General features: G+C 54.7%; 19 protein-coding genes. 14 read left to right on the forward strand and 5 right to left on the reverse strand.

Annotated features, from left to right (window positions below; translation table 11 throughout):
* The first annotated feature begins 64 nt into the window (after nucleotides 1-64).
* Nucleotides 65-1,027 (forward strand): TDT family transporter, encoded by a 963-nt coding sequence (locus WDB70_RS09900; RefSeq protein ID WP_406663862.1) that lies wholly within the window; start codon nucleotides 65-67, stop codon nucleotides 1,025-1,027.
* Here the strand turns inward: WDB70_RS09900 and WDB70_RS09905 are convergent.
* Nucleotides 1,005-1,892: a LysR family transcriptional regulator gene (locus WDB70_RS09905; RefSeq protein ID WP_406663864.1), complete on the reverse strand. Its 888-nt coding sequence runs from the start codon at nucleotides 1,890-1,892 to the stop codon at nucleotides 1,005-1,007. The genes WDB70_RS09900 and WDB70_RS09905 overlap by 23 nt on opposite strands.
* A gap of 91 nt (nucleotides 1,893-1,983) precedes the next feature.
* Between WDB70_RS09905 and WDB70_RS09910 the strand changes: the two genes are divergently transcribed.
* From WDB70_RS09910 to WDB70_RS09940, 7 genes are all read left to right on the forward strand, one after another.
* Nucleotides 1,984-3,174, forward strand: coding sequence for an MFS transporter (locus tag WDB70_RS09910; protein ID WP_406663866.1), 1,191 nt, complete (start codon nucleotides 1,984-1,986; stop codon nucleotides 3,172-3,174).
* Nucleotides 3,175-3,190: 16 nt separating this feature from the next.
* Nucleotides 3,191-3,994 carry a 2,5-didehydrogluconate reductase DkgB gene (gene dkgB, locus WDB70_RS09915; protein WP_406663868.1) on the forward strand — a complete coding sequence of 268 codons (804 nt, stop codon included), beginning with the start codon at nucleotides 3,191-3,193 and terminating at the stop codon, nucleotides 3,992-3,994.
* Nucleotides 3,995-4,188: 194 nt separating this feature from the next.
* Entirely contained in the window at nucleotides 4,189-5,841 is a 1,653-nt protein-coding gene (locus tag WDB70_RS09920; protein WP_406663870.1) for an ABC transporter substrate-binding protein, read from the forward strand.
* Nucleotides 5,841-6,764 (forward strand): oligopeptide ABC transporter permease OppB, encoded by a 924-nt coding sequence (gene oppB, locus WDB70_RS09925; RefSeq protein WP_406663872.1) that lies wholly within the window; start codon nucleotides 5,841-5,843, stop codon nucleotides 6,762-6,764. The genes WDB70_RS09920 and oppB overlap by 1 nt, the downstream gene beginning before the upstream one ends.
* The gene (locus WDB70_RS09930) at nucleotides 6,761-7,687 is read left to right on the forward strand and encodes an ABC transporter permease (protein WP_406663874.1); all 927 of its coding nucleotides are present in this window, start codon (nucleotides 6,761-6,763) and stop codon (nucleotides 7,685-7,687) included. Before oppB ends, WDB70_RS09930 begins: the two co-directional genes overlap by 4 nt.
* A gap of 1 nt (nucleotide 7,688) precedes the next feature.
* Nucleotides 7,689-8,675: an ABC transporter ATP-binding protein gene (locus WDB70_RS09935; protein WP_406663876.1), complete on the forward strand. Its 987-nt coding sequence runs from the start codon at nucleotides 7,689-7,691 to the stop codon at nucleotides 8,673-8,675.
* Nucleotides 8,672-9,670, forward strand: coding sequence for an ABC transporter ATP-binding protein (locus WDB70_RS09940; RefSeq protein ID WP_406663878.1), 999 nt, complete (start codon nucleotides 8,672-8,674; stop codon nucleotides 9,668-9,670). The genes WDB70_RS09935 and WDB70_RS09940 overlap by 4 nt, the downstream gene beginning before the upstream one ends.
* A 114-nt stretch (nucleotides 9,671-9,784) precedes the next feature.
* Here the strand turns inward: WDB70_RS09940 and WDB70_RS09945 are convergent, their stop codons facing one another.
* Entirely contained in the window at nucleotides 9,785-10,216 is a 432-nt protein-coding gene (locus tag WDB70_RS09945) for a cupin domain-containing protein (protein ID WP_406663880.1), read from the reverse strand.
* 97 nt (nucleotides 10,217-10,313) lie between these two features.
* Here WDB70_RS09945 and WDB70_RS09950 point away from each other — a divergent pair, with 97 nt between their 5' ends.
* Complete coding sequence (locus tag WDB70_RS09950) at nucleotides 10,314-11,198, forward strand: LysR family transcriptional regulator (RefSeq protein ID WP_406663882.1); 885 nt, start codon at nucleotides 10,314-10,316, stop codon at nucleotides 11,196-11,198.
* Here WDB70_RS09950 and WDB70_RS09955 read toward each other — a convergent pair.
* Together WDB70_RS09955 and WDB70_RS09960 are read right to left on the reverse strand one after the other, a co-directional pair.
* The gene (locus WDB70_RS09955) at nucleotides 11,195-11,452 is read right to left on the reverse strand and encodes a YkgJ family cysteine cluster protein (protein ID WP_406663884.1); all 258 of its coding nucleotides are present in this window, start codon (nucleotides 11,450-11,452) and stop codon (nucleotides 11,195-11,197) included. The genes WDB70_RS09950 and WDB70_RS09955 overlap by 4 nt on opposite strands.
* A 58-nt stretch (nucleotides 11,453-11,510) precedes the next feature.
* The gene (locus WDB70_RS09960; protein WP_406663886.1) at nucleotides 11,511-11,888 is read right to left on the reverse strand and encodes a winged helix-turn-helix transcriptional regulator; all 378 of its coding nucleotides are present in this window, start codon (nucleotides 11,886-11,888) and stop codon (nucleotides 11,511-11,513) included.
* 95 nt (nucleotides 11,889-11,983) lie between these two features.
* Here WDB70_RS09960 and nfsB point away from each other — a divergent pair, with 95 nt between their 5' ends.
* Both nfsB and WDB70_RS09970 read left to right on the forward strand, forming a co-directional pair.
* Complete coding sequence (gene nfsB / locus WDB70_RS09965; protein WP_406663888.1) at nucleotides 11,984-12,640, forward strand: oxygen-insensitive NAD(P)H nitroreductase; 657 nt, start codon at nucleotides 11,984-11,986, stop codon at nucleotides 12,638-12,640.
* Nucleotides 12,641-12,859: 219 nt separating this feature from the next.
* A complete protein-coding gene (locus tag WDB70_RS09970; RefSeq protein ID WP_406663890.1) occupies nucleotides 12,860-13,525 on the forward strand; it encodes a cupin domain-containing protein in 666 nt (221 codons plus the stop codon).
* A 109-nt stretch (nucleotides 13,526-13,634) separates the two neighbouring features.
* Here WDB70_RS09970 and WDB70_RS09975 read toward each other — a convergent pair whose 3' ends face one another.
* Nucleotides 13,635-15,275 carry a methyl-accepting chemotaxis protein gene (locus WDB70_RS09975; RefSeq protein WP_406663892.1) on the reverse strand — a complete coding sequence of 547 codons (1,641 nt, stop codon included), beginning with the start codon at nucleotides 15,273-15,275 and terminating at the stop codon, nucleotides 13,635-13,637.
* Between the two features lie 642 nt (nucleotides 15,276-15,917).
* Here WDB70_RS09975 and mads1 point away from each other — a divergent pair.
* The 3 genes from mads1 (at nucleotide 15,918) to WDB70_RS09990 (ending at nucleotide 20,149) form a co-directional block, all read left to right on the forward strand.
* Nucleotides 15,918-16,097, forward strand: a complete 180-nt coding sequence (gene mads1, locus WDB70_RS09980; protein WP_406663894.1) for a methylation-associated defense system helix-turn-helix domain-containing protein MAD1 — start codon at nucleotides 15,918-15,920, stop codon at nucleotides 16,095-16,097.
* Between the two features lie 88 nt (nucleotides 16,098-16,185).
* Nucleotides 16,186-18,855, forward strand: coding sequence for a type I restriction-modification system subunit M (locus tag WDB70_RS09985; RefSeq protein WP_406663896.1), 2,670 nt, complete (start codon nucleotides 16,186-16,188; stop codon nucleotides 18,853-18,855).
* Nucleotides 18,848-20,149 carry a restriction endonuclease subunit S gene (locus WDB70_RS09990; protein WP_406663897.1) on the forward strand — a complete coding sequence of 434 codons (1,302 nt, stop codon included), beginning with the start codon at nucleotides 18,848-18,850 and terminating at the stop codon, nucleotides 20,147-20,149. Before WDB70_RS09985 ends, WDB70_RS09990 begins: the two co-directional genes overlap by 8 nt.
* Nucleotides 20,150-20,206 lie beyond the last annotated feature (57 nt).

A 20,206-nucleotide genomic window follows, 5' to 3' on the forward strand; every position in this document is an offset into this window, starting at 1 on the left:
TTTCGATATCCAAAACAATAAGCTCTGGCTACGCTCTTGGCAACTGACTGACAGGAGCCACCCCGTGAAACAATCAACCCGTGAACGCCTGAAAACCGCCCCCACGCCAATGGCAGGTTTAGCGCTGGGCATCGGTAGCCTCGGCTGGTGCTGGGAAAATGCCGGCACTTTTCATGGCCATATGCAGACTCTGGGAGCCAGCATTGCCGGTATTTTACTGCTGATCCTGGTGGCGAAATTCCTGCTGCACCCCAAGTTGTTGCTGGCTGATCTGGCCCATCCGGTGGTGGGCAGTGTGGTACCCACCTTTGCCATGGCAACGATGGTGGTATCCAAAGCTGTCGGCGGCTCTGTGGGCAGCGCCATGTGGCTGCTGGCAGTCATACTGCACCTGAGCTTTTTAGCCACCTTTACCTGGCACCGAGCCCGCCAGTTTGAGCTCAGCCATATGGTGCCCAGCTGGTTTGTGCCGCCGGTTGGCATCATTGTCGCTGATGTGGCCAGCCCCGGTGGCGCTCTGGCTCCTCTGGCCAACGTACTGTTGTGGTTTGGCATTATCAGCTACGGCTTGTTGTTACCTACTATGCTGTACCGGTTGATCTTTCGCGCCGAAGTGCCGGATGCCGCCAAACCGACCATGGCCATTCTCGCCGCCCCGGCCAGCCTGTCACTGGCCGGTTATCTCACCGTCAGCAAGCAGCCATCACTGTTATTGGTAGCGGTACTGCTGGGCATTGCGGTACTGATGACAGCGGTGATTTACCTGGCATTTTTCCGGTTGTTGCGGCTGCCGTTTAGCCCCGGCTACGCCGCTTTTACTTTCCCGATGGTGATCGGTGCCACAGCGCTCTTTAAAACCAGTGCCCTGTTTTCCCGGCAACAGCTAAGCGCCGCTGGCGCCGCCGAGCTACAGCAGTTGGCCATGCTGGAGTTAGGTGTAGCCACGGTGATTGTCAGCTACGTGGCGCTGCGTTACCTGATGGCTTTCCTGCCAGCCAAGGCCACTACAGCGTTAACCGCGGGCTGATATAATCCACAAAGGCACGAATACGCGGCGACAAGGTGGTGTTTTTGTAAAACACCACCTGCACCTGTTCGCGAGGATGTGGCCGCTGTATCTGAGTATCCAACACCGCAACCAAGCGCCCTTGTGCAAGGTCGTCAGCAATCATGAAGCGTGACAGTAACGCCACGCCCTCCCCGGCCAGGCACAGCTGCCGGATAGACTCACCATTATTGCATGCCACCACCGGCTTCACCGGCCATGGTGTGGTCAATGGCCAGACATTCAAATGGGGAGCGTTAGCAAATCCCAGCACGCTGTGCTCAGCCAGTGCAGCCTCCACTTCCGGTACTCCCCGACGAGCCAGATAATCGGGACTGGCAACAATCGCCAGCGGGCTGCGGCCAAGAAAGCGCGCATGCAAATTGGAATCTTCCAGTGGGCCGATACGAATGGCCACATCGGCGCGCTGCTCAATCAGATCAATGATGCTTTCATTGGCCACCAACTCCAGCTGAATATCAGGGTACGTCTGCCGGAACCCGGCCACCAAAGGTACCAACTGGTGCAGGATAAAGGGGGTTACAGCGTCCACCCGTAATTTACCCTGAGGCCGTTGCTGTTGACTACGTAGGCTCTCTTCGGCCAGCTCCAGCTGCGCCAGCCCTTGGCGCACCTGACTGACAAAGCGTTGCCCTTCTTCAGTCAGCTCAATCCGGCGGGTGGTTCGGTTCAGCAAAGTTGCCGCCAAGCGCTTTTCAAGGCGGCTAATGGCTCTGGAAACCGTGGCCACTGGTATATCAAGCAGCCTCGCTGCGGCACTGAAACCGCCACTGTCAACCACCGCCAGCAGTAACTGTAAATCATCCGACTTAGATATTATTGACATAATCGAAAAGGTTTTTTGTTAATGGCATCATTTTTACCAAAAATACTAGCCGCCATACTCCCTGCCCACAACTGATACCGGGAGTATGACCATGCCTATTGCTTTGTTGGCGCTGACGCTCAGCGCTTTTGCCATTGGTACCACCGAGTTTGTGATTGTCGGTTTGGTGCCCACTATCGCCAATGACCTTGGCGTTACCCTGCCTTCTGCCGGGCTACTCGTCAGCCTTTACGCCCTGGGGGTTGCCATTGGTGCGCCGCTGCTGACCGCCCTGACCGGCCGCTGGAACCGTAAAACCGTGCTGCTGTCAGTAATGGCGCTGTTTGTGCTGGGTAACCTGCTGGCCTGGCAAGCGCCCAGCTACATCACCTTGATCCTGGCGCGGGTACTCACCGGCTTAGCCCACGGTGTGTTCTTTTCCATTGGCTCCACTATTGCCACCGGCCTGGTCACTAAAGACAAAGAAGCCAGTGCCATTGCCATCATGTTTACCGGCCTGACCGTGGCACTGGTGACCGGCGTGCCGCTAGGCACCTGGGTTGGCCAGCACTTTGGTTGGCGTATGACCTTTCTGGCCGTTGCGGGCCTTGGCCTGCTGGCTCTGGCCGGCTCGATGTTACTGGTACCGGGCAACCTGCGCCAACCAGCTCCGGCCAGCCTGCACCAACAGTTACAGGTACTGACCCAGCCACGCTTACTATTGGTCTATGCCATGACCGCCGTGGGCTATGGCGGCACCTTCGTAGCATTTACCTTTTTAGCCCCTATTTTGCAGCGTGAAAGCGGCTTTCATGCCTCGGCTGTCGGTCTCATCATGCTGGTGTATGGCGTATCGGTGGCGGTCGGTAATATCTGGGGCGGCAAACTGGCTGACCGTCTTGGCCCGGTACGGGCACTGCACTGGATCTTTACCGCTCTGGCGCTGGTATTACTGGCCTTTACCTTCACTGCCCACAACCCGCTGACAGCAGTGTTGACGGTGCTGCTTTGGGGCGCCTTTGCCTTTGGTAACGTGCCGGGTTTGCAGGTTTATGTGGTGCAACTGGCGGAACGCTTCGCACCACAGGCCGTGGATGTGGCATCCGGGCTTAATATCGCCGCCTTTAACATTGGTATTGCGCTGGGGTCTGTTATTGGTGGTAGCGTCATCACCCACATGCACTTACTCGACACCCCCTGGATTGGCGCCTTGATTGTACTTGGCGCCCTGGCCCTGACCCGTTTATCGGGGTATTTAGACAAGCGGGAGGCAAATCTGGCAGTGTGTGCAGACAGTCATTAACCGCAGGAGAGGATATATGACCGCCATTCCACCACTGGGCATGGGGACTTTCCGACTCAAAGGCGACAGCGCTTATCAGTCTGTCAACATGGCCCTGAAAACCGGCTTTCGGCATATCGACACCGCGCAGATGTACGGCAACGAAAGCGAGGTAGGCCGCGCCATTGCCGACAGCGGCCTGGCCCGTGACGAACTGTTTGTCACCACCAAGGTCTGGCTGGATAACCTCAGCCAGGACCGCTTTCTTGACAGTGTGCAAGACAGCCTGGCCCGCCTGGGTCTTGAACAGGTTGATTTGTTGTTGATCCACTGGCCTGAAAAGGAAGGCAAAGTGCCCATGCGCGAGTACCTGGGCGAACTGGCCAAAGCCCAGCAAGCAGGGCTGGCCCGGCACATCGGAGTATCGAACTTCACTTGCCAGCAAATTGACGAGGCGCTTGCCATCCTCGGTGACGGCGCCCTGCTGACCAACCAGGTAGAAGTGCATCCGTACCTGCAAAATCGCACGTTAATCAACCACTGCCAGCAAAAAGGCATTGCTGTAACTGCCTATATGCCATTGGCAGTGGGCAAGGTGATGGACGATGCAACATTACAAAAAATCGCCCAGAAACATCAGGTGACTCCAGCGCAGGTAACTCTGGCCTGGGTACTGCAACAAGGCCTGATCACCATTCCGTCGTCTACCAAGCAAGCCCATATAGAAGCCAACCTAGCTGCCGCCGAGCTGACTTTAGACAGTGATGACATGGCGGCCATCGCTTCTTTAGATAGCAATGAGCGCATTGCTGACCCCGATTTTGCCCCAGCCTGGGACTGACTCATCAAGGCGCCCCGCGGCGCCTTTTTTTATGCTAACGTCCAACCCTCAGGAATGCGTGAGCTGTCATTAAATGTTTTTAGAACTTTAGACATCACTGACAGTCACACTCTCATCATCTCCAAGAGGGTTGTCTGGCGGATGGCAGAACAATGACAAGCACAACAACACCCCCACACCACCGGCAGGTGCCTATGAAACGCCTTATTAGCACCTGCGCTTTGGCCTTACTGCTGGCCGGCTGTGGCAATAACAACAGCCATAAGCAGGTTAGCGTTCATCATTATCAAGTCAGCGATACGCCGGCCCCGGCCAGCGAGCAGGTGCTGCACCGGCGCCTGGCCATGTCGCCGCGCACCATAGACCCAAGCCTGGCTACCGGCGTACCGGCTTTTAACGTGGTGCAAGATTTGTTCGAAGGCCTGCTGACCTTAAGCCCGGACGGCAAACTGGTGCCCGGCACGGCCTCATCCTGGGATATCAGCGATGACGGAAAGACCTACGTCTTCCACCTGCGCCCCAGTGCCCGCTGGTCTAACGGCAAGCCGGTAACCGCTGGCGATTTTGTCTATGCCTGGCGCCGCCTGGTTGACCCCATGACGGGTGCCCAGTACGCCGACGCCTTGAGCCCGGTGGTCAATGCCAGCGCCATCATTGATGGCAAAATGCCAGCCGCGAAGCTGGGCGTCGAAGCGGTAGACGAGCACACCTTCAAGGTGCAACTGGTCAAACCCACGCCGTATTTTCTCACCATGCTCTACAACCAGTACCTGATGCCGCTATACCAGCCGGCCATCAGCAAGTGGGGCGACGCCTGGACCAAACCCGAGCACATTGTCAGTAACGGTGCCTTTAAGCTCACCGACTGGGTGATCAACGGCCACCTGACGCTGGAGAAAAACCCCTACTACTGGGACGCGCAGCAGGTGTTGCTGCAAAAGGAAATTGATTACCCGATCACCGCCACCGACTCGGTGGTAGCACGCTACCTGGCTGGCGGCCTGGATTTGGCCAACAACCCCGCCTTTGCCGCCAGTGATTACCCCTGGCTAAAAGCCGCTCTGGGTAAGCAGGTTGTGGTATCCCCCTACTACGCTACGGCCTACCTGGGCATGATGGTGCACAAACCGCCGTTCAATAACCCGGATCTGCGCCGGGCGCTGAATCTGGTATTGAACCGCAAAGTGCTGGCCAATAAGCTCAGCGGAGGCTTGCAACTGCCCGCTTACTCCCTGTTTCCGCCGCTGCCCGGTTACCCGCAGCAGGTGCCGGATTGGGCCAACTGGCCCATGGCCAAGCGCCTGGCTGAGGCTCGCCGCCTCTACCACAAGGCGGGGTATTCCAAAGCCCACCCTCTGAAAGTACCGCTGCTGTATATGACCGAAGGGGTCAGCACCCAAAACTACATGGAAGCGGTGGTGACCATGTGGCATCAGGCACTGGGCTGCGACATCGAACTGCATAACGAAGAATGGAAGGTAATGCTGCAGGACCTGCAGTACAAAAACGCCCAGATTTACTGGAGCGCCTGGGTTGGTGACTACCCCGAGCCCTACACCTTTGCCCAGCAGTTTTTGCAAAGCTTTGCCATGAACTACGGCAGTTACAGTAATCCCGCCTACCAGCAGGCCGTGGCCAAAGCTACCACCGAGCTGGACCGCCATCAGCGTTACCAGGATTACGCTGCCGCCGAGCGGGTGCTTAATCAGGACATGCCGTTCATTCCACTGTACTTCTACAAGTCGCCGGAGCTCATTAAGCCCTATGTGGCGGGCGTTAAGCCCAACGTGGTGGCTCTGCACCTGGCCCGTTACATCTATATCCGCCAGCATTCGGAGACCGACTGATGTTGCGATTTACTCTGCGCCGGCTGCTGGGTGCCATTCCCACACTGCTGGTGATCATCACCCTGAGCTTTTTTATGTTGCGGGCAGCGCCCGGTGGCCCTTTTACCACCCAGCGGGCACTGCCACCGGCAGTGAAAGCCAACCTGGAACACATGTACCACCTGGATGAGCCGCTCTGGCAGCAATATGGCCGCTATCTGGGCAATATTCTGCACGGTAACTTTGGTCCCTCATTTGTGTACCGCGGCACCAGCGTCAATGATCTGATAAGCCAGGGTTTCCCGGTGGATATCACCATCGGCGGCCTGGCCTTGCTGCTGGCCATGGCCATTGGCATTCCGCTGGGTATTCGTGCTGCCCTCAGGCAAAACACCGCCTGGGACTACGTGCCCATGGCCGCCGCCATGGCGGGTATCTCCATTCCCAGCTTTGTGGTGGCACCACTACTGGTACTGGTGATTGCGGTCAAAGCCAACTGGCTACCGGCCGGGGGCTGGAACGACGGCCACCCGGCTTATCTGCTGTTGCCGGTAATATCGCTGGCGCTGCCGTTGGTGGCCTATATGGCGCGGTTGATGCGCGGCTCCATGGTGGAAGTGCTAAACAGCCCCTATATCCGCACCGCCCGGGCCAAAGGTTTACCGGAGCGCACGGTGATTTTCCGCCATGCTTTGCGCCCGGCGCTGATGCCATTGATCTCCTTTCTCGGCCCGGCCACCGTCGCCACCCTGACCGGCTCTATCGTTATCGAGCAGATCTTTGGCCTGCCCGGCATTGGCCGCTTTTTTGTTAACGGCGCCATGAACCGGGACTACACCCTGGTGATGGGTGTCACCATTCTTTACGGCATGCTGATCGTGCTGTTTAACCTCATCGCCGACATTCTCTACGGCGTGCTGGACCCGAGGGTACGACTGTCATGAGTAGTAACAGCCGACTGTTGAACTGGTTCCCCGGCCGCGCTGCCGCCGCCAAAGCAGGCACTCTGAGTCAGGCCGAAGGCCGCTCACTGTGGCAAAACGCCTGGCGCCGCCTGCGCCGCAACCGCGCCGCTATTGTCAGCCTGTGGCTGCTGGGGCTTATCACCCTGGCCGCCATTGCCCTGCCCTGGGTGTGGCCCTACGGTTATGCCGAGCCCAACTGGAACATGCTCTACCACGCCCCCACCCTCCAAGGCGGCCATATTTTTGGTACTGATGCCCTGGGCCGCGATGTATTAGTGCGGGTGTTGTGGGGCTGTCGTATTTCCTTGATGGTAGGGTTGATTGCCACCCTGGTAACACTGGTTATCGGCGTGGCCTGGGGCGCCACCGCCGGTTTTGTTGGTGGCTGGGTCGACAGCCTGATGATGCGGGTAGTGGATATTCTCTACTCCATTCCCTTTATTCCTTTTGTCATCATCCTGATGGTGCTGTTTGGCCGCGAACTGTTTTTGGTATTTGCTGCTATCGGCGCCGTGTCCTGGCTGGACATCGCCCGTATCGTTCGGGGCCAGACCCTGAGCCTGCGTAATAAGGAGTTCGTCGAAGCGGCCCACGCCAGTGGCGCCAGCCGCTGGGCCATTATTCGCCGCCATATCATCCCCAACTTGCTGGGCATTGTGGTGGTTTATGTGACTCTGACCATCCCCTCGGTGATCCTCTTCGAAGCCTTTTTGAGCTTCCTTGGCCTTGGCGTCAAAGCGCCGCTGACTTCCCTTGGCGGGCTGGTCAACGCCGGCGCCGCGGTGTTGCAGTCTTACCCTTATTTGCTAGTGATCCCGGCGCTATTTCTGGCCGTGATCGTCTATTGCTTCAACTTTATCGGAGACGGTCTGCGCGACGCGCTGGACCCGAAGGATCGCTGAGATGGCAGTACTGGAAATCCGTGATCTGAACGTACGCTTTGCCACCGACGACGGTGACGTACACGCAGTCAACAACCTCAACCTCAGCGTCAACAAAGGCGAAGTGCTGGGCATCGTCGGCGAGTCCGGCTCCGGCAAAAGCCAGAGCTGGCTGGCCGTCATGGGCCTGCTGGCGCGCAACGGCAAGGCCAGTGGCAGTATCAAGCTGGCTGGCGAGGAAATCCTCAACCTGCCTAACAGCGCTCTGAGCAAGCTACGCGGCGCCCGCATGGGCATGATTTTTCAAGACCCGATGACCGCCCTCAACCCCTTTTTGACGGTCGGCCGGCAAATGACCGAGGTGCTGCAATGGCACCAAGGCTTGTCGAAAAAGGCCGCCGCCGACAAAGCCGTTGAAGCCTTGGAAGCGGTGCACATTACCAGCGCCCGTGAGCGCCTGACCATGTATCCGCACGAGTTTTCCGGCGGCATGCGCCAGCGGGTAATGATTGCCATGGCGCTGTTGACGGACCCTGAACTGTTGATCTGTGACGAGCCCACCACCGCCTTGGATGTGACAGTACAGATGCAAATTCTGGCGCTGCTGGACGAGCTGCGTAACCGCTTTGGCACCGCCATTGTGCTGATCACCCACGATCTGGGCGTGGTGGCGCAAATTGCCGATAGGGTCAGCGTCATGTATGGCGGCCGGCAGGTAGAGCACGCCGATGTACACCAGCTGTTCAGCCACTACCGCCACCCTTACACCGAAGGGCTACTGCGCTCAGTACCGCGTCTGGACGCGCCGCGCACCGAGCGCTTGCCAACCATTGCCGGCCACCCGCCGAATTTGGCAACGCTGCCACCAGGTTGCCCTTTTGCCCCCCGGTGCAGTTACGCCACCGAGCAATGCCGCCAACAAATGCCCGCACTGGCGCAGCACAGCGAAGGCCACCTGCTGGCCTGCTACCACACCGGTGAGCTGACACTGATGGAGGCCAGCCAATGAGCGACGTACTGTATCGGGTAGACAACCTCAATGTGCATTTCCCGGTGCGCGATAAAGGCCTGTGGGGCCGTAGCCGCCTGTTGCGCGCCATTGACGATGTCAGCTTTGCCGTGCACCGCGGCGAAACCCTCGGTGTGGTGGGCGAATCCGGCTGTGGCAAATCAACGCTGTTGCGGGCATTGATGAAACTCGGCCCGGTAACCAGTGGCCAACTGGCCTTTGACGGCCAAGCCATTGAAGGGCTGGACGACAAAGCCATGCGGCCGCTACGCCGGCAACTACAGATGATTTTTCAGGATCCGCTGGCGTCACTGGACCCGCGCATGACCGTCGGCCAGATTATTGCCGAGCCGCTACAGGCTTTGATGCCAGAGCTAAGCGCCAGCGAACGGCGCGACAAAGTGCAAGAGGTAATGGCACGGGTAGGCCTGCTGCCGGAGCAAATCAACCGCTACGCCCACGAGTTTTCCGGCGGCCAGGCCCAGCGCATCGGCATTGCCCGGGCCTTGGTCGTAGAGCCGGCGCTGGTGGTCTGTGACGAACCGGTATCGGCGCTGGATGTATCCATCAAGTCGCAGGTGATCAACCTGCTGATGGACTTGCGTGACCAACGCGGCCTGACCTACGTCTTTATTGCCCACGATCTGGCCAGCGTACGTCACATTGCCGACCGGGTGGTGGTGCTGTATCTGGGCCGGGTGATGGAAATTGCCAGCCGTGACGCGCTGTACGCCAAGCCGCAGCACCCCTACACCCAGATGCTGTTGTCGGCAGTGCCTATTCCCGACCCCACCATTGCCCGCCAGCGGCAAATGAGTGTGGTGCGCGGTGAGCTGCCGTCGCCGCTGAACCCACCCTCTGGCTGCGCCTTTCGTACGCGCTGCCCTCACGCCACCGACCGCTGCGCCAACGAGCGGCCTACGCTCCGGCAAGTGGGCCAGAGCCAGGTGGCCTGCCACCACGCTGAAACCATCAGCATCGCTGATGCCAGCTGATAAAAACGCCACCTTGCGGTGGCGTTTTGGTATCTGTAGCTGCTTAGCGGTTGCTGCGGTACAGCACCCGGATAACAAAAAAGCCCCTGTTCAGGGGCTTTTTTAACGCGGTGCTCAGTCTTTAACGGCCGTGCCAGCCAGGTAGTCGTCGTCTGAGACCGGCTCAAACCAGTCGACCGGCTTACCGTCTTTGGCTTCCTGAATGGCCACATGCTGCAACGCCGTGGTGCTGGTGGCGCCGTGCCAGTGGCGGCGGCCACAGTTACACCAGATCAAGTCGCCGGCGCGAATTTCGGTTTTTGGGCCACCTTCGCACTGGGTCCAGCCAACGCCGTTGGTCACCAGCAAAATTTGCCCTACCGGGTGTGAGTGCCAGTTGGTACGGGCGCCCGGCTCAAAGTTAACCACCGCCACCCCTACCCGTGAAGGTTCCGGGGCGTTAAACAGGGTGTCTATCCGTACCCGGCCGGTAAACCACTCGCTGGGGCCGGTAATAGCCTCGGTGCTACCGGCGCGAACCACTTGCATATCGTTGTTGTTGCTCATCACTGCCTCCTTAAACTGCACAACAACCACAGTAACAGCAGGCAATTAAACTGATAATCGGTAAAATACTAAAATCAGTTTGAAGCAGAGCTTTATAATGCCGCACTCGCATCTGGACGACTTAACGGTGTTTGTTACCGTTGCCCGGGAAGGCAACTTTACCCGCGCAGGTGCACACCTGGGCGTGTCACCCTCGGCGGTAAGCCAGACCATACGAGCTCTGGAAGAACGCCTGGGGGTGCGATTGCTCACCCGCACCACCCGCAGCGTTACCCGCACCGATGCAGGCGAACAGTTGCTGGCCAGCATTGCGCCCTTGCTGGACGGCATTAACCAACAACTGGCTGCGGTATCGGCGCTGCGTGACGCCCCCGCCGGCACGGTTCGTATCACCGCCGACGAATACGCGGCCCGCAGCCTGCTGTGGCCGAAACTGGCCCCACTACTGGCCCGTTACCCAGCACTGACCCTGGAGCTGACCACCGACTATGGCCTGACTGACATCGCTGCCGAGCGCTTTGATGCCGGGGTGCGCGTTGGCGGCATCATTGCCGCCGACATGGTGGCAGTACCCATAGGCCCACCGATGCGCCTGGCCACTGTTGCTGCCCCAGCTTATTTGGCCGAACAGGGTGAACCGGCTGACCCACAGCAGTTAACCGCCCACCGCTGCATCAACCTGCGCCTGCCGACCCACGGCGGCTTGTTTGCCTGGGAGTTTGGTAGTGGTGAAAACGAATGCCGGGTGCGCGTGAGTGGCCCCTTGGTAATGAACAGCGTTTATCAAATTCTTGATGCCTGCCTTGCCGGCACCGGCCTGGCGCAACTGCCTGACGGCCTGGTGGCGCCACACCTGGCCAGCGGCGCACTGGTGGAAGTACTGGCCGAGTGGTCAGAGCCTTTTGCCGGTTACCACCTTTATTACCCCAGCCGCCGCCAGCACACCGCCGCCTTCAAAGCGGTACTGGCCGCCCTGCGTTAAAGCGGCCGGGTTGCAATTTCCAGTTCACCGAGCCAGCGCAGCGCCTGCTGGCGGTTATCACCACACATGCTGGCAGCGGGTTGTAACCCGGCGCACACTGCCGGGCGCTCTGGCTGGCCAAAGAGGCCGCAGGCAAACTGTTCGGTCAGGTGAATACAGGGCACATTCGCCGGTTTGCCGTGCGGCATGCCGGGAATGGGGCTGGAAATGGAAGGCGCTATACAGCAAGCGCCGCAGTGGTCTCGACAATGCATACAGCTGACCTGCGCGGCAAAGAGTTGGCCGCCAGTGTGCAGCAAAGCGCTGCCGAGGTCACGCGGAGTCGGCGCTCTGTTGCAGCTTTTCCAGCTGTGGCAGGGCGTAGCTTTCACCCCAGTCTTTCAGGGCCAGCAAAATGACCTTTAGCGATACGCCCATGTCGGTCAGGCTGTATTCCACCTTCGGTGGGATCTCCGGGTACACTTCACGGTGCACCAGGCCGACGTATTCCAGCTCACGCAGCTGCTTGGTCAGCATCCGTTGGGTAATTTGCCCCATGCGCCGTTTCAGTTCGTTAAAGCGCACCGGGCCGTCCAGCAAATGGTAAAGGATCATGCCTTTTCCTTTACCACCCAATAGCTCCAGCGCCCCTTCTACCGGGCAGGCGGCGCCGCTGTAGTCACGGTAGCGAGGGCGTTTTACAGTATCCATTTTGTACCTATAGGCCAAAAATGTGCGTACTTGCACAAATAAATAGTATGCATAGTATAGCGGCTCAGAGTATTCACCCCCAGGAGAGATTGTCGATGAACCTGACCGATATAGCCCTGCGCCGCTATTCCACCAAGGCTTTTGACCCGCAAAAAACCATTACCGACGAGGACTTCGCCCAGCTTAAAGCCCTGCTGCGCTTTAGCCCATCCAGCGTCAACTCCCAACCCTGGCACTTTATTATTGCCAACACCGAAGCCGGTAAAGCGCGTATTGCCAAAGGCGCGCAAGGCAACTTTCAGTTCAATGAAAACAAAGTGCTCGATGCCAGCCATGTGGTGGTTTTTTGCGCCCGCAGCCAGCTTAGCGACGACTACCTGGAACACCTGCTGGCCCAGGAAGAGGCCGACGGCCGCTTTGTCGAAGCACAACATAAAGCCGGCGTACGTGCGGCCCGCGAGCTGTTCGTAAACCTGCACCGCTACGACGGCAAAGATGCCCAGCACTGGATGGAAAAGCAGCTTTACCTCAATATGGGTACCGTGCTGCTGGGCGCTGCTGCCCTTGGCATTGACGCCGTGCCCATGGAAGGCGTAGACACCGCCGCCCTGGACGCCGAGTTTGGCCTGCGTGAAAAAGGCTTTAACGCCGTTGCCGTGGTGTCTTTTGGCTACCGCAAAGCGGACGACTTCAACGCCCAGCTGCCCAAGTCCCGGCTGCCGGAAGCGGAAGTGTTTACCGAGCTGGCGTAAGGTTGGCCCTGAGCCGTAAAAGCCACCCCAAGGTGGCTTTTTTCATCGCCCGCCGGCGCCACGCGCTCTTATCAGCAGGCGCGCCGCTGTCGTATCAACAGGGTGGCGTGATCTAAGGTAACCGCCCGCGCATAGATAGCTCAGGCCGCCGCCAAAGCTCTGGCCAACGCCTTGGCCAGCCAGTAGCCAGCCTGAAGAACAAACCACAGAGGCAATGCAATGTATCGCGAAAAACTGAACATGGACTTTAGCCAGCGGCTGGCCATTGAAACCGCCAGCATGGCCTGGCTACCCAGCCCGGCAGCCGGGGTGATGCGCAAGCCGCTGGAGCGCGAAGCCAAGGAGTCTGGCCACACCACCAGCATTGTGCAGTACGCGCCAGGCTCCGCCTTTGCCGAGCATAAGCACCCGCTGGGCGAAGAAATTCTGGTGCTGGACGGGGTGTTCTCTGACGAAACCGGCCATTACGGCGCCGGCAGCTATATTCGTAACCCCCCTGGCAGCCACCATGCCCCGTTTAGTAAAGAAGGCTGCACCCTGTTTGTGAAGCTAAACCACTTTGCCCCGGATGACCTGCAGCAGGTACGTATTGATACCCGCAGCAGCCAATGGCTACCAGGTCAGGGGGGCCTCAAGGTGATGCCGCTGCACAGCTTTGAGGCCGCCCACACCGCTTTGGTGCATTGGCCCGCTGGCGAGCGCTTCCAGCCCCACCGCCATTTTGGCGGCGAAGAAATTCTGGTGCTCAGTGGCGAATTTTGTGATGAACACGGCCACTACCCGACCGGCACCTGGCTACGCAGCCCGCACCTGAGCGCCCACCACCCTTATGTGGAACAGGAAACCGTGATCCTGGTAAAAACCGGGCATTTACCCCTTGAATAAGAAAAACCGGCCAAAAAGGCCGGTTTTTAGAATGGCAGGCAAGAAGCCAGGGCAGTGCAAAGAGCGCCGTTATCAGCAAACAAGCGGCGCCGCTTGTTTACTGAGCCGGTTAAACCTTGAAGCGCCCCACATTGCCGCTTAAGCCACTGGCTATGCCGGATAAATGATCAGAAACCTGTTTGGTGTTCTGGGTGAGCGTCAAACTTTGCTGAGACAAGCCATTCAACGTGGTGACATTGCGATTAATTTCATCTACCACCAAGCTCTGTTCTTCTGTGGCGGTGGCAATTTGGTAAATCATGTCGTTGGTCGTGGAGACCGCATCATCAACATGTTGTAAGGCCGTCTGAATATCAGCAGATAACTGCACAACGTTATCAAGCTGATTGGTTCCCGTTTCAATGGCATTAACGGCATCGCTAACGCCATTTTCCAGGCCGACAATCATCCGCTGAATATCTTCTGTGGATTGCTGGGTTCGGCTGGCCAGGGTTCTTACTTCATCAGCCACAACCGCGAACCCCCGCCCCTGCTCCCCGGCACGGGCCGCTTCAATGGCCGCATTCAACGCCAGCAAGTTGGTTTGCTCAGCGATTCCACGAATCACATCCAATACCTGCACAATGTTTTTTGACTCGCTCGCCAGTTTACTGATCACATCGCTGGCGTATGTCACCGCTGTTGATAATTCATTGATACTGTCTACCGACTGCCCTACTACCTTCGAGGAACTGGAAGCTTTCTCTTTGGCATTGCGGGTTTCGGCCAATGCCGTTTGTGAGTTATTCGCCACCTCATGAACGGCATGGTTCAATTCGTTTACCGCCGTGGCAATCTGATCGAGGCTGCTATTTTGTTCGTTGGAAATATGCTGACTTTTATCCGCCGACTCATTTAGTTTTATCACTGTGCTGTCAAGGGATTGAGCATCAGATTTAACCGTGCCGATAAGCTGCTGAAGTTTGCCAATCAAGCCGTTAAAGGTACCGGCCAGCCGCGACAACTCATCCTTACCACTAGCATCCAGGCGGCCAGTCAAATCCCCTTCGCCTTCGCTAATGGTAGCGATCATTTTATCCAGATGATTCACCCTGGTTGTGACCAGTTTGGGCCCAAATAAAATGCTCACCATACAAGCGGCAATCACTAATAAAATAACGACAACCAGAATAGTGTTTTGGGTTTCCGCGGCACTTTTCGCTTGTTTGGCTACTTGATCAGCGACCATTTTCACCTTGGCGCCAATTTCATCGTAATGTTGGCGAAGCTTACTGAAGTTCGCCATTACCTCAGAGCTGTTATAAGCAGTGGCTTGTTTAATATTGCCTTCATCAGCTAATACAAAAACCTTGTTAGCTGACTTAAGCCATGTCTGATAATCCTCTTCAAAACTTTTTTGTGCAGAAAGGATCTCCGGGTAATCCTGCACTAACGCCAGTACCTTGTGCATGCGATCCAGCGCCTGCTGAGCATTTTCATTGAAATCCTGGCGCTCTTTCGCGGTATCGTTGTTACCCTCGCTTTTCTTGAGAATATAACTTTGACTGGCGGTCAGAGCCTGATAAAGGTCCCGATCGGCATTAAGGCCGGTATCAACCGCCTCTAAAAAAACACCTGACAAACGCTGCGTGTCTGCTGACAAACGGCTGTTCCCGGTAAGACTCAGAAAACTGATCAGTAACGTCAGTATGACAATGAGCAGTAATGGGATGGAGAACTTGGTACGAATGGTGAAATCATTAATATTCATGGTCGATCCTTCCCCCCAACTATAACCAGCCCCATCACTGTTGATGGGCACCATCGCCGCGATGCCACAGGTTGAACAATCCAATCAACCGTAAGCCTTGCCGCACTCGCACCGAAGCGAGCATTAACTATAGTAGACGCCACGCTGTTTTTTCATGCTCTCCTCCCCACTCGCTATAGTTCACGAACTCAATAATATCAATCACATAGATTAATTTTGTCGAGAGAGCATAATTCAAGGCCATCTCGTACCTATCGGCACCACTGTTAAAAAATGAACAGCCAGTAAGGTAGAGGTATGACCACCCGAGTACGGCAGGGGAATACGAACAACTACAGAACTTGGCTGGCCGCCTTTCGAACCGCCATACCAAGCTCTGCGCTGTGTTCAGTAAAGGTGCCTGCTTACGTAAGGCGACTTAAAGCCTCAGCATGCCTGTTCGTCCAATCAACTAAGGGCTGCGTTTCCTTATCGAATTAAGGAAAGAATGCCCTTATTTAGACAAACTTTTCCTCCCGAAAAAGCTGGACTGTATGAATTTCATCCCATATTGCGATCAATAAGATTGCCTATTCCCCAATTTTCCCATATTCTCTCAACATCAAAATCATTCATGGCTCCTGTGAGAGCTAAAACGTTGAAATGATAGATAAAATATTAACATTAAAAGAAGTTGCAACTTACCTAAAGCTCGCAGAGAAGACGGCATATAGACTAGCTAGTGAAGGCAAATTACCTGGCTTTAAAGTAGGTGGCTCATGGCGCTTCAAACGTGAAGATCTCGAAGCCTGGATTGAGAAGCAAAAAAGTGCAGGTGAGTAGCCTGTTGGCAAGCATTACCCTCTAAGCCTAAGTGATTATCGAATTCAAATTTTCCGTACGGACGGAACAAAAATAATTTATAAAAACTATGCAAAAACTGACGCTAAACAAACTCTCTAGCAAGCTATTCAAAGCCTGTGACATCCTTCGAGGCAAAATGGATGCTTCCGAATACAAGGAGTACATTTTCGGCATCCTGTTCCTTAAACGTATGTCGGACCAATTCCATAAAGACTATCAAGCAAAAGTCAGCGAGCTTAAAGCAGAAGGGCATGACGATGATGAAATCGAGCTTTTGCTGGAAGACGAAGAACAGTTCGACTTCTACGTGCCTGAAAAAGCGCGTTGGGAAAACCTCAAGCACTTGAAAACCAACGTAGGCTCTGGGCTTAACAAAGCACTGGAAGCATTGGAAGAAAGCAATACCAAGAAAGGCTTGGAAGGCGTACTCAAGCACATTAACTTCAACCGTAAGGTGGGTAAAAAGCCTATACCTGATGAGCGTCTGGTTGAGTTTATTCAGCACTTTGACAGCATCCCACTCTCAAATGATGATTTCGAATTCCCCGATCTATTGGGCGCAGCCTACGAATACCTGATCAAATACTTTGCTGACAGTGCAGGCAAAAAAGGTGGTGAGTTCTACACCCCTGCCGAAGTAGTGCGCTTGCTGGTAGAAATTCTTGAGCCTGCAGAAGGCATGGAGATTTACGATCCCACCTGTGGTTCGGGCGGTATGCTGATCCAAAGTCGCAATTACGTGCAGGAAACGGGCGGCAACGTTAAGAAAATTCACCTGTTCGGCCAAGAAGACAATGGCGGCACCTGGTCTATCTGTAAGATGAACATGATCTTGCACGGAACAGGTGGTGCAGACATTGAAAATGGTGACACGCTAGCCACACCACTGCACCGAACCAAAGATGGTGAAGTGCGTCCTTTCGACCGCGTAATTGCCAACCCGCCGTTTTCACAAAACTACAAGAAAGCGGATATGCAGCTCAAAGAACGCTTCAACACCTTTATGCCAGAGTCTGGTAAAAAAGCAGACTTGATGTTTGTGCAGCATATGGTGGCCTCGCTTAAAGCGAACGGTAAAGCTGCTGTGGTAATGCCTCATGGTGTATTGTTCCGTGGCGCAGAAGAGCGTACTTGCCGCCAAGACTTTATTGAGCGTGGCATTCTTGAAGCCGTGATTGGTCTGCCGCAAGGTTTGTTCTACGGTACGGGCATTCCAGCCTGTGTGTTGGTGCTAAACAAAGCAGGGCGTGAAAACCGTGACTCAGTGCTGTTTATTAACGCTGACCGTGAATATCGTGAGGGCAAAAACCAAAACAGCCTACGCCCTGAAGATATTGAGAAAATCACCAGCGTCTACAAAGCGATGCTGGAAGATGAAAAGCACCCGGGCGTCGAAAAATATGCGCGTTTGGTTCATAAAGACGAACTGGCGCGTGAAGGTTACAACCTCAATATTCGCCGCTATGTCGATAACAGCCCTGCACCTGAGCCTCAAAACGTTAAAGCGCACTTAAATGGCGGTATTCCAACCCAAGAAATTAATGCGCTGCAAAACACTTGGAATGATTACCCAGGCTTGAAAGAAAGCCTGTTCGTTCCACGTTCTAACAACGAGTTACAAGACTTTTCTGAAGAATTTGAAGCGCTATCATCGCTTAAGCCGCACATTGAAAACTACCCAGCAGTATTGAAAAAACATACGGATTTCCAAACCGTGTTGGATGATTGGAAAAAAGACTTTGCTGGCTTTGAAGCTTTGGGGGACAAAAAGCTCGGTGATGAAGGTGTATTTGCACTGCGCCGTGAATCTCTGAACACCATTGAAAAGCACCTAATGCCGATCAAACTGCTCAACCAATACAAGGTGCGTGGTGCGTTAGCAGATTGGTTTAAAACATTGGAAGCCGATTTTAAATCTGTTGCTGCAAGCGGCTGGAATGCAGAGCTCATTCCAGACGAAGTGCTGTTTGCCAGCCAGTGCGCGGATGTGGTGGAAGAGCTGGAGATCAAACAAGCGCGTATCACTGAGCTACAAGCCTTTGTTGATGCAGCCGATGAAGAAGACTACGAGCCGACCGATGAAAACCCTGCGCTGCCGTCTGAGTATGTTAAACAGCTTAAATACGAGCTAAAAGATCACAAAGCGACGATCAAAACCAGCCTGGCAGTGCTGAAAGCCCAGATCAAAGATGCGTTTATCCAACTGAAAAACAGTGCTGAACTTCCAAAAGGCACCAAGCAAGGGGATTTTTCTAAAGGACTAACGGCTAAAGAGCTGAACTTTGCTGTTCATAGCGAGATTCTTGCGCTCGCGGATGAACTCGGCGTTCAGTTAGATAACCTTGAGCTGATAAAAGAGCACGCGCGAAAAGGCGCAATGGCGGCTGCTGAAGCATCTGCAATTGAAGGCAAGCTTGCAGCACACAAAGCGTTGGAAGATGAATTGAAGCAACTGAAAGCAGAAATCAAGGAAACCGAAAAACGCCGTGATGAACTGCTTGAGGCTGCCCGAGCGGCAATCACACTAGAACAGGCGAAAATGTTGATTCTGGAGCGGTTCAAAACCGAGTTAGATCGCCAATACCAAAGCTATGTGCGTGCCTTGTTGCTTGACCGTATCGCTGCAATCGAGAACCTACACCGTAAATACCAAGTTACCGCCAAAAGCATCATTGCCAAGCGAGAGCAGGAAGCGAGCAAATTAGCTGGCTTTATGAAGGAGCTTGGCTATGAGTGATTTCTGCGTAGGCTCTGAGCTTCCGAGTGGCTGGAGTTGGCGTCAGCTTGGTGAAATTACCGAAATTGACCAACAAAGTTTATCTGGGCGTACCGATTCTAAGTTTAGCTTTTGTTACATCGACATTTCATCAGTTAGTACTGGTTACATTTCTGAACAATTAGAAACTTACCAGTTTTCTGAAGCACCCAGCCGGGCTCGCCGAGTTTTAAGGGATTTTGACATTTTAATGTCAACAGTAAGGCCAAACTTGAAATCCTTTGCGATGTTCAAAGGCAGTGACTTCCCCACAGTAGCGTCCACTGGTTTTGCCGTTTTAAGCCCTGGCAATGAGTATGATCAGCAGTACATTTATGCTTGTTTGTTGTCAGAAGTGATATCTCAACAGATACAAAGAGTTGCCGTTGGTTCGAATTATCCAGCAATAAATAGTAGTGATGTAAAGAAGCTGTGGATTCCATTCCCTACGTTACCCGTACGGGAAAAAATTGGAGGCATATTAAAGACAATCGACAACCAAATCGACGCCACTCAAGCCCTCATCGACAAATACACTGCTATCAAGCAAGGCATGATGGCAGATTTGTTTAGCCGAGGTATCGACCCAGAAACCAAAGCCCTTCGTCCAACGTTTGAAGATGCTCCAGAGCTTTATCATAAGACGCCATTGGGGATGTTGCCGAAGGGGTGGGGTGTTGAGGTGTTAGGAGATCTAGCATCGATTGCTTCTGGAATAACTCTTGGGAAAGATTTGTCGGGAGTGCGAACTGTACTTGTTCCTTATTTACGTGTAGCGAATGTTCAAGATGGCTACTTGGATTTATCGGAAGTGAAGAGTATTGCTGTTCCTGAAGTAGATGCGGATAAATATGTTCTGCAATATGGTGATGTACTGATGAACGAAGGTGGAGACTTTGACAAGCTAGGTAGGGGTACAGTGTGGAGAGAAGAAATCCCAGGATGCTGTCATCAAAATCACGTGTTTAGGGTTCGAGCCGATACTCGAAAGCTACGGTTTGATTATTTGGCATATTGGTCAGCCTCATCTTTTGGTAAGCATTACTTTGTTCTTAATTCAAAACAGTCCACTAACTTGGCTTCAATTAATTCGACACAATTAAAAGCCTTTCCGGTTGCAAACCCGGCGCTTGAAGAGCAAGAAGAAATTGAGAGCAGACTTCAAAGTGTTGATGGCCTGCTTAGCTCGAGTAAAGATGAGCTAAAGAAATTGAACGCCCAAAAGTCCGGCCTAATGCAAGACCTCTTAACAGGCAAAGTCTCAGTACCCGCATAGATTACGCAAATGAAAATATGGCAGCAGGGCAATGCTTTGCTGTTAGTAATAAGGATA

Source organism: Gallaecimonas aegicerasi, assembly GCF_045291545.1.
Taxonomy (GTDB): Bacteria; Pseudomonadota; Gammaproteobacteria; order Enterobacterales; family Gallaecimonadaceae; genus Gallaecimonas.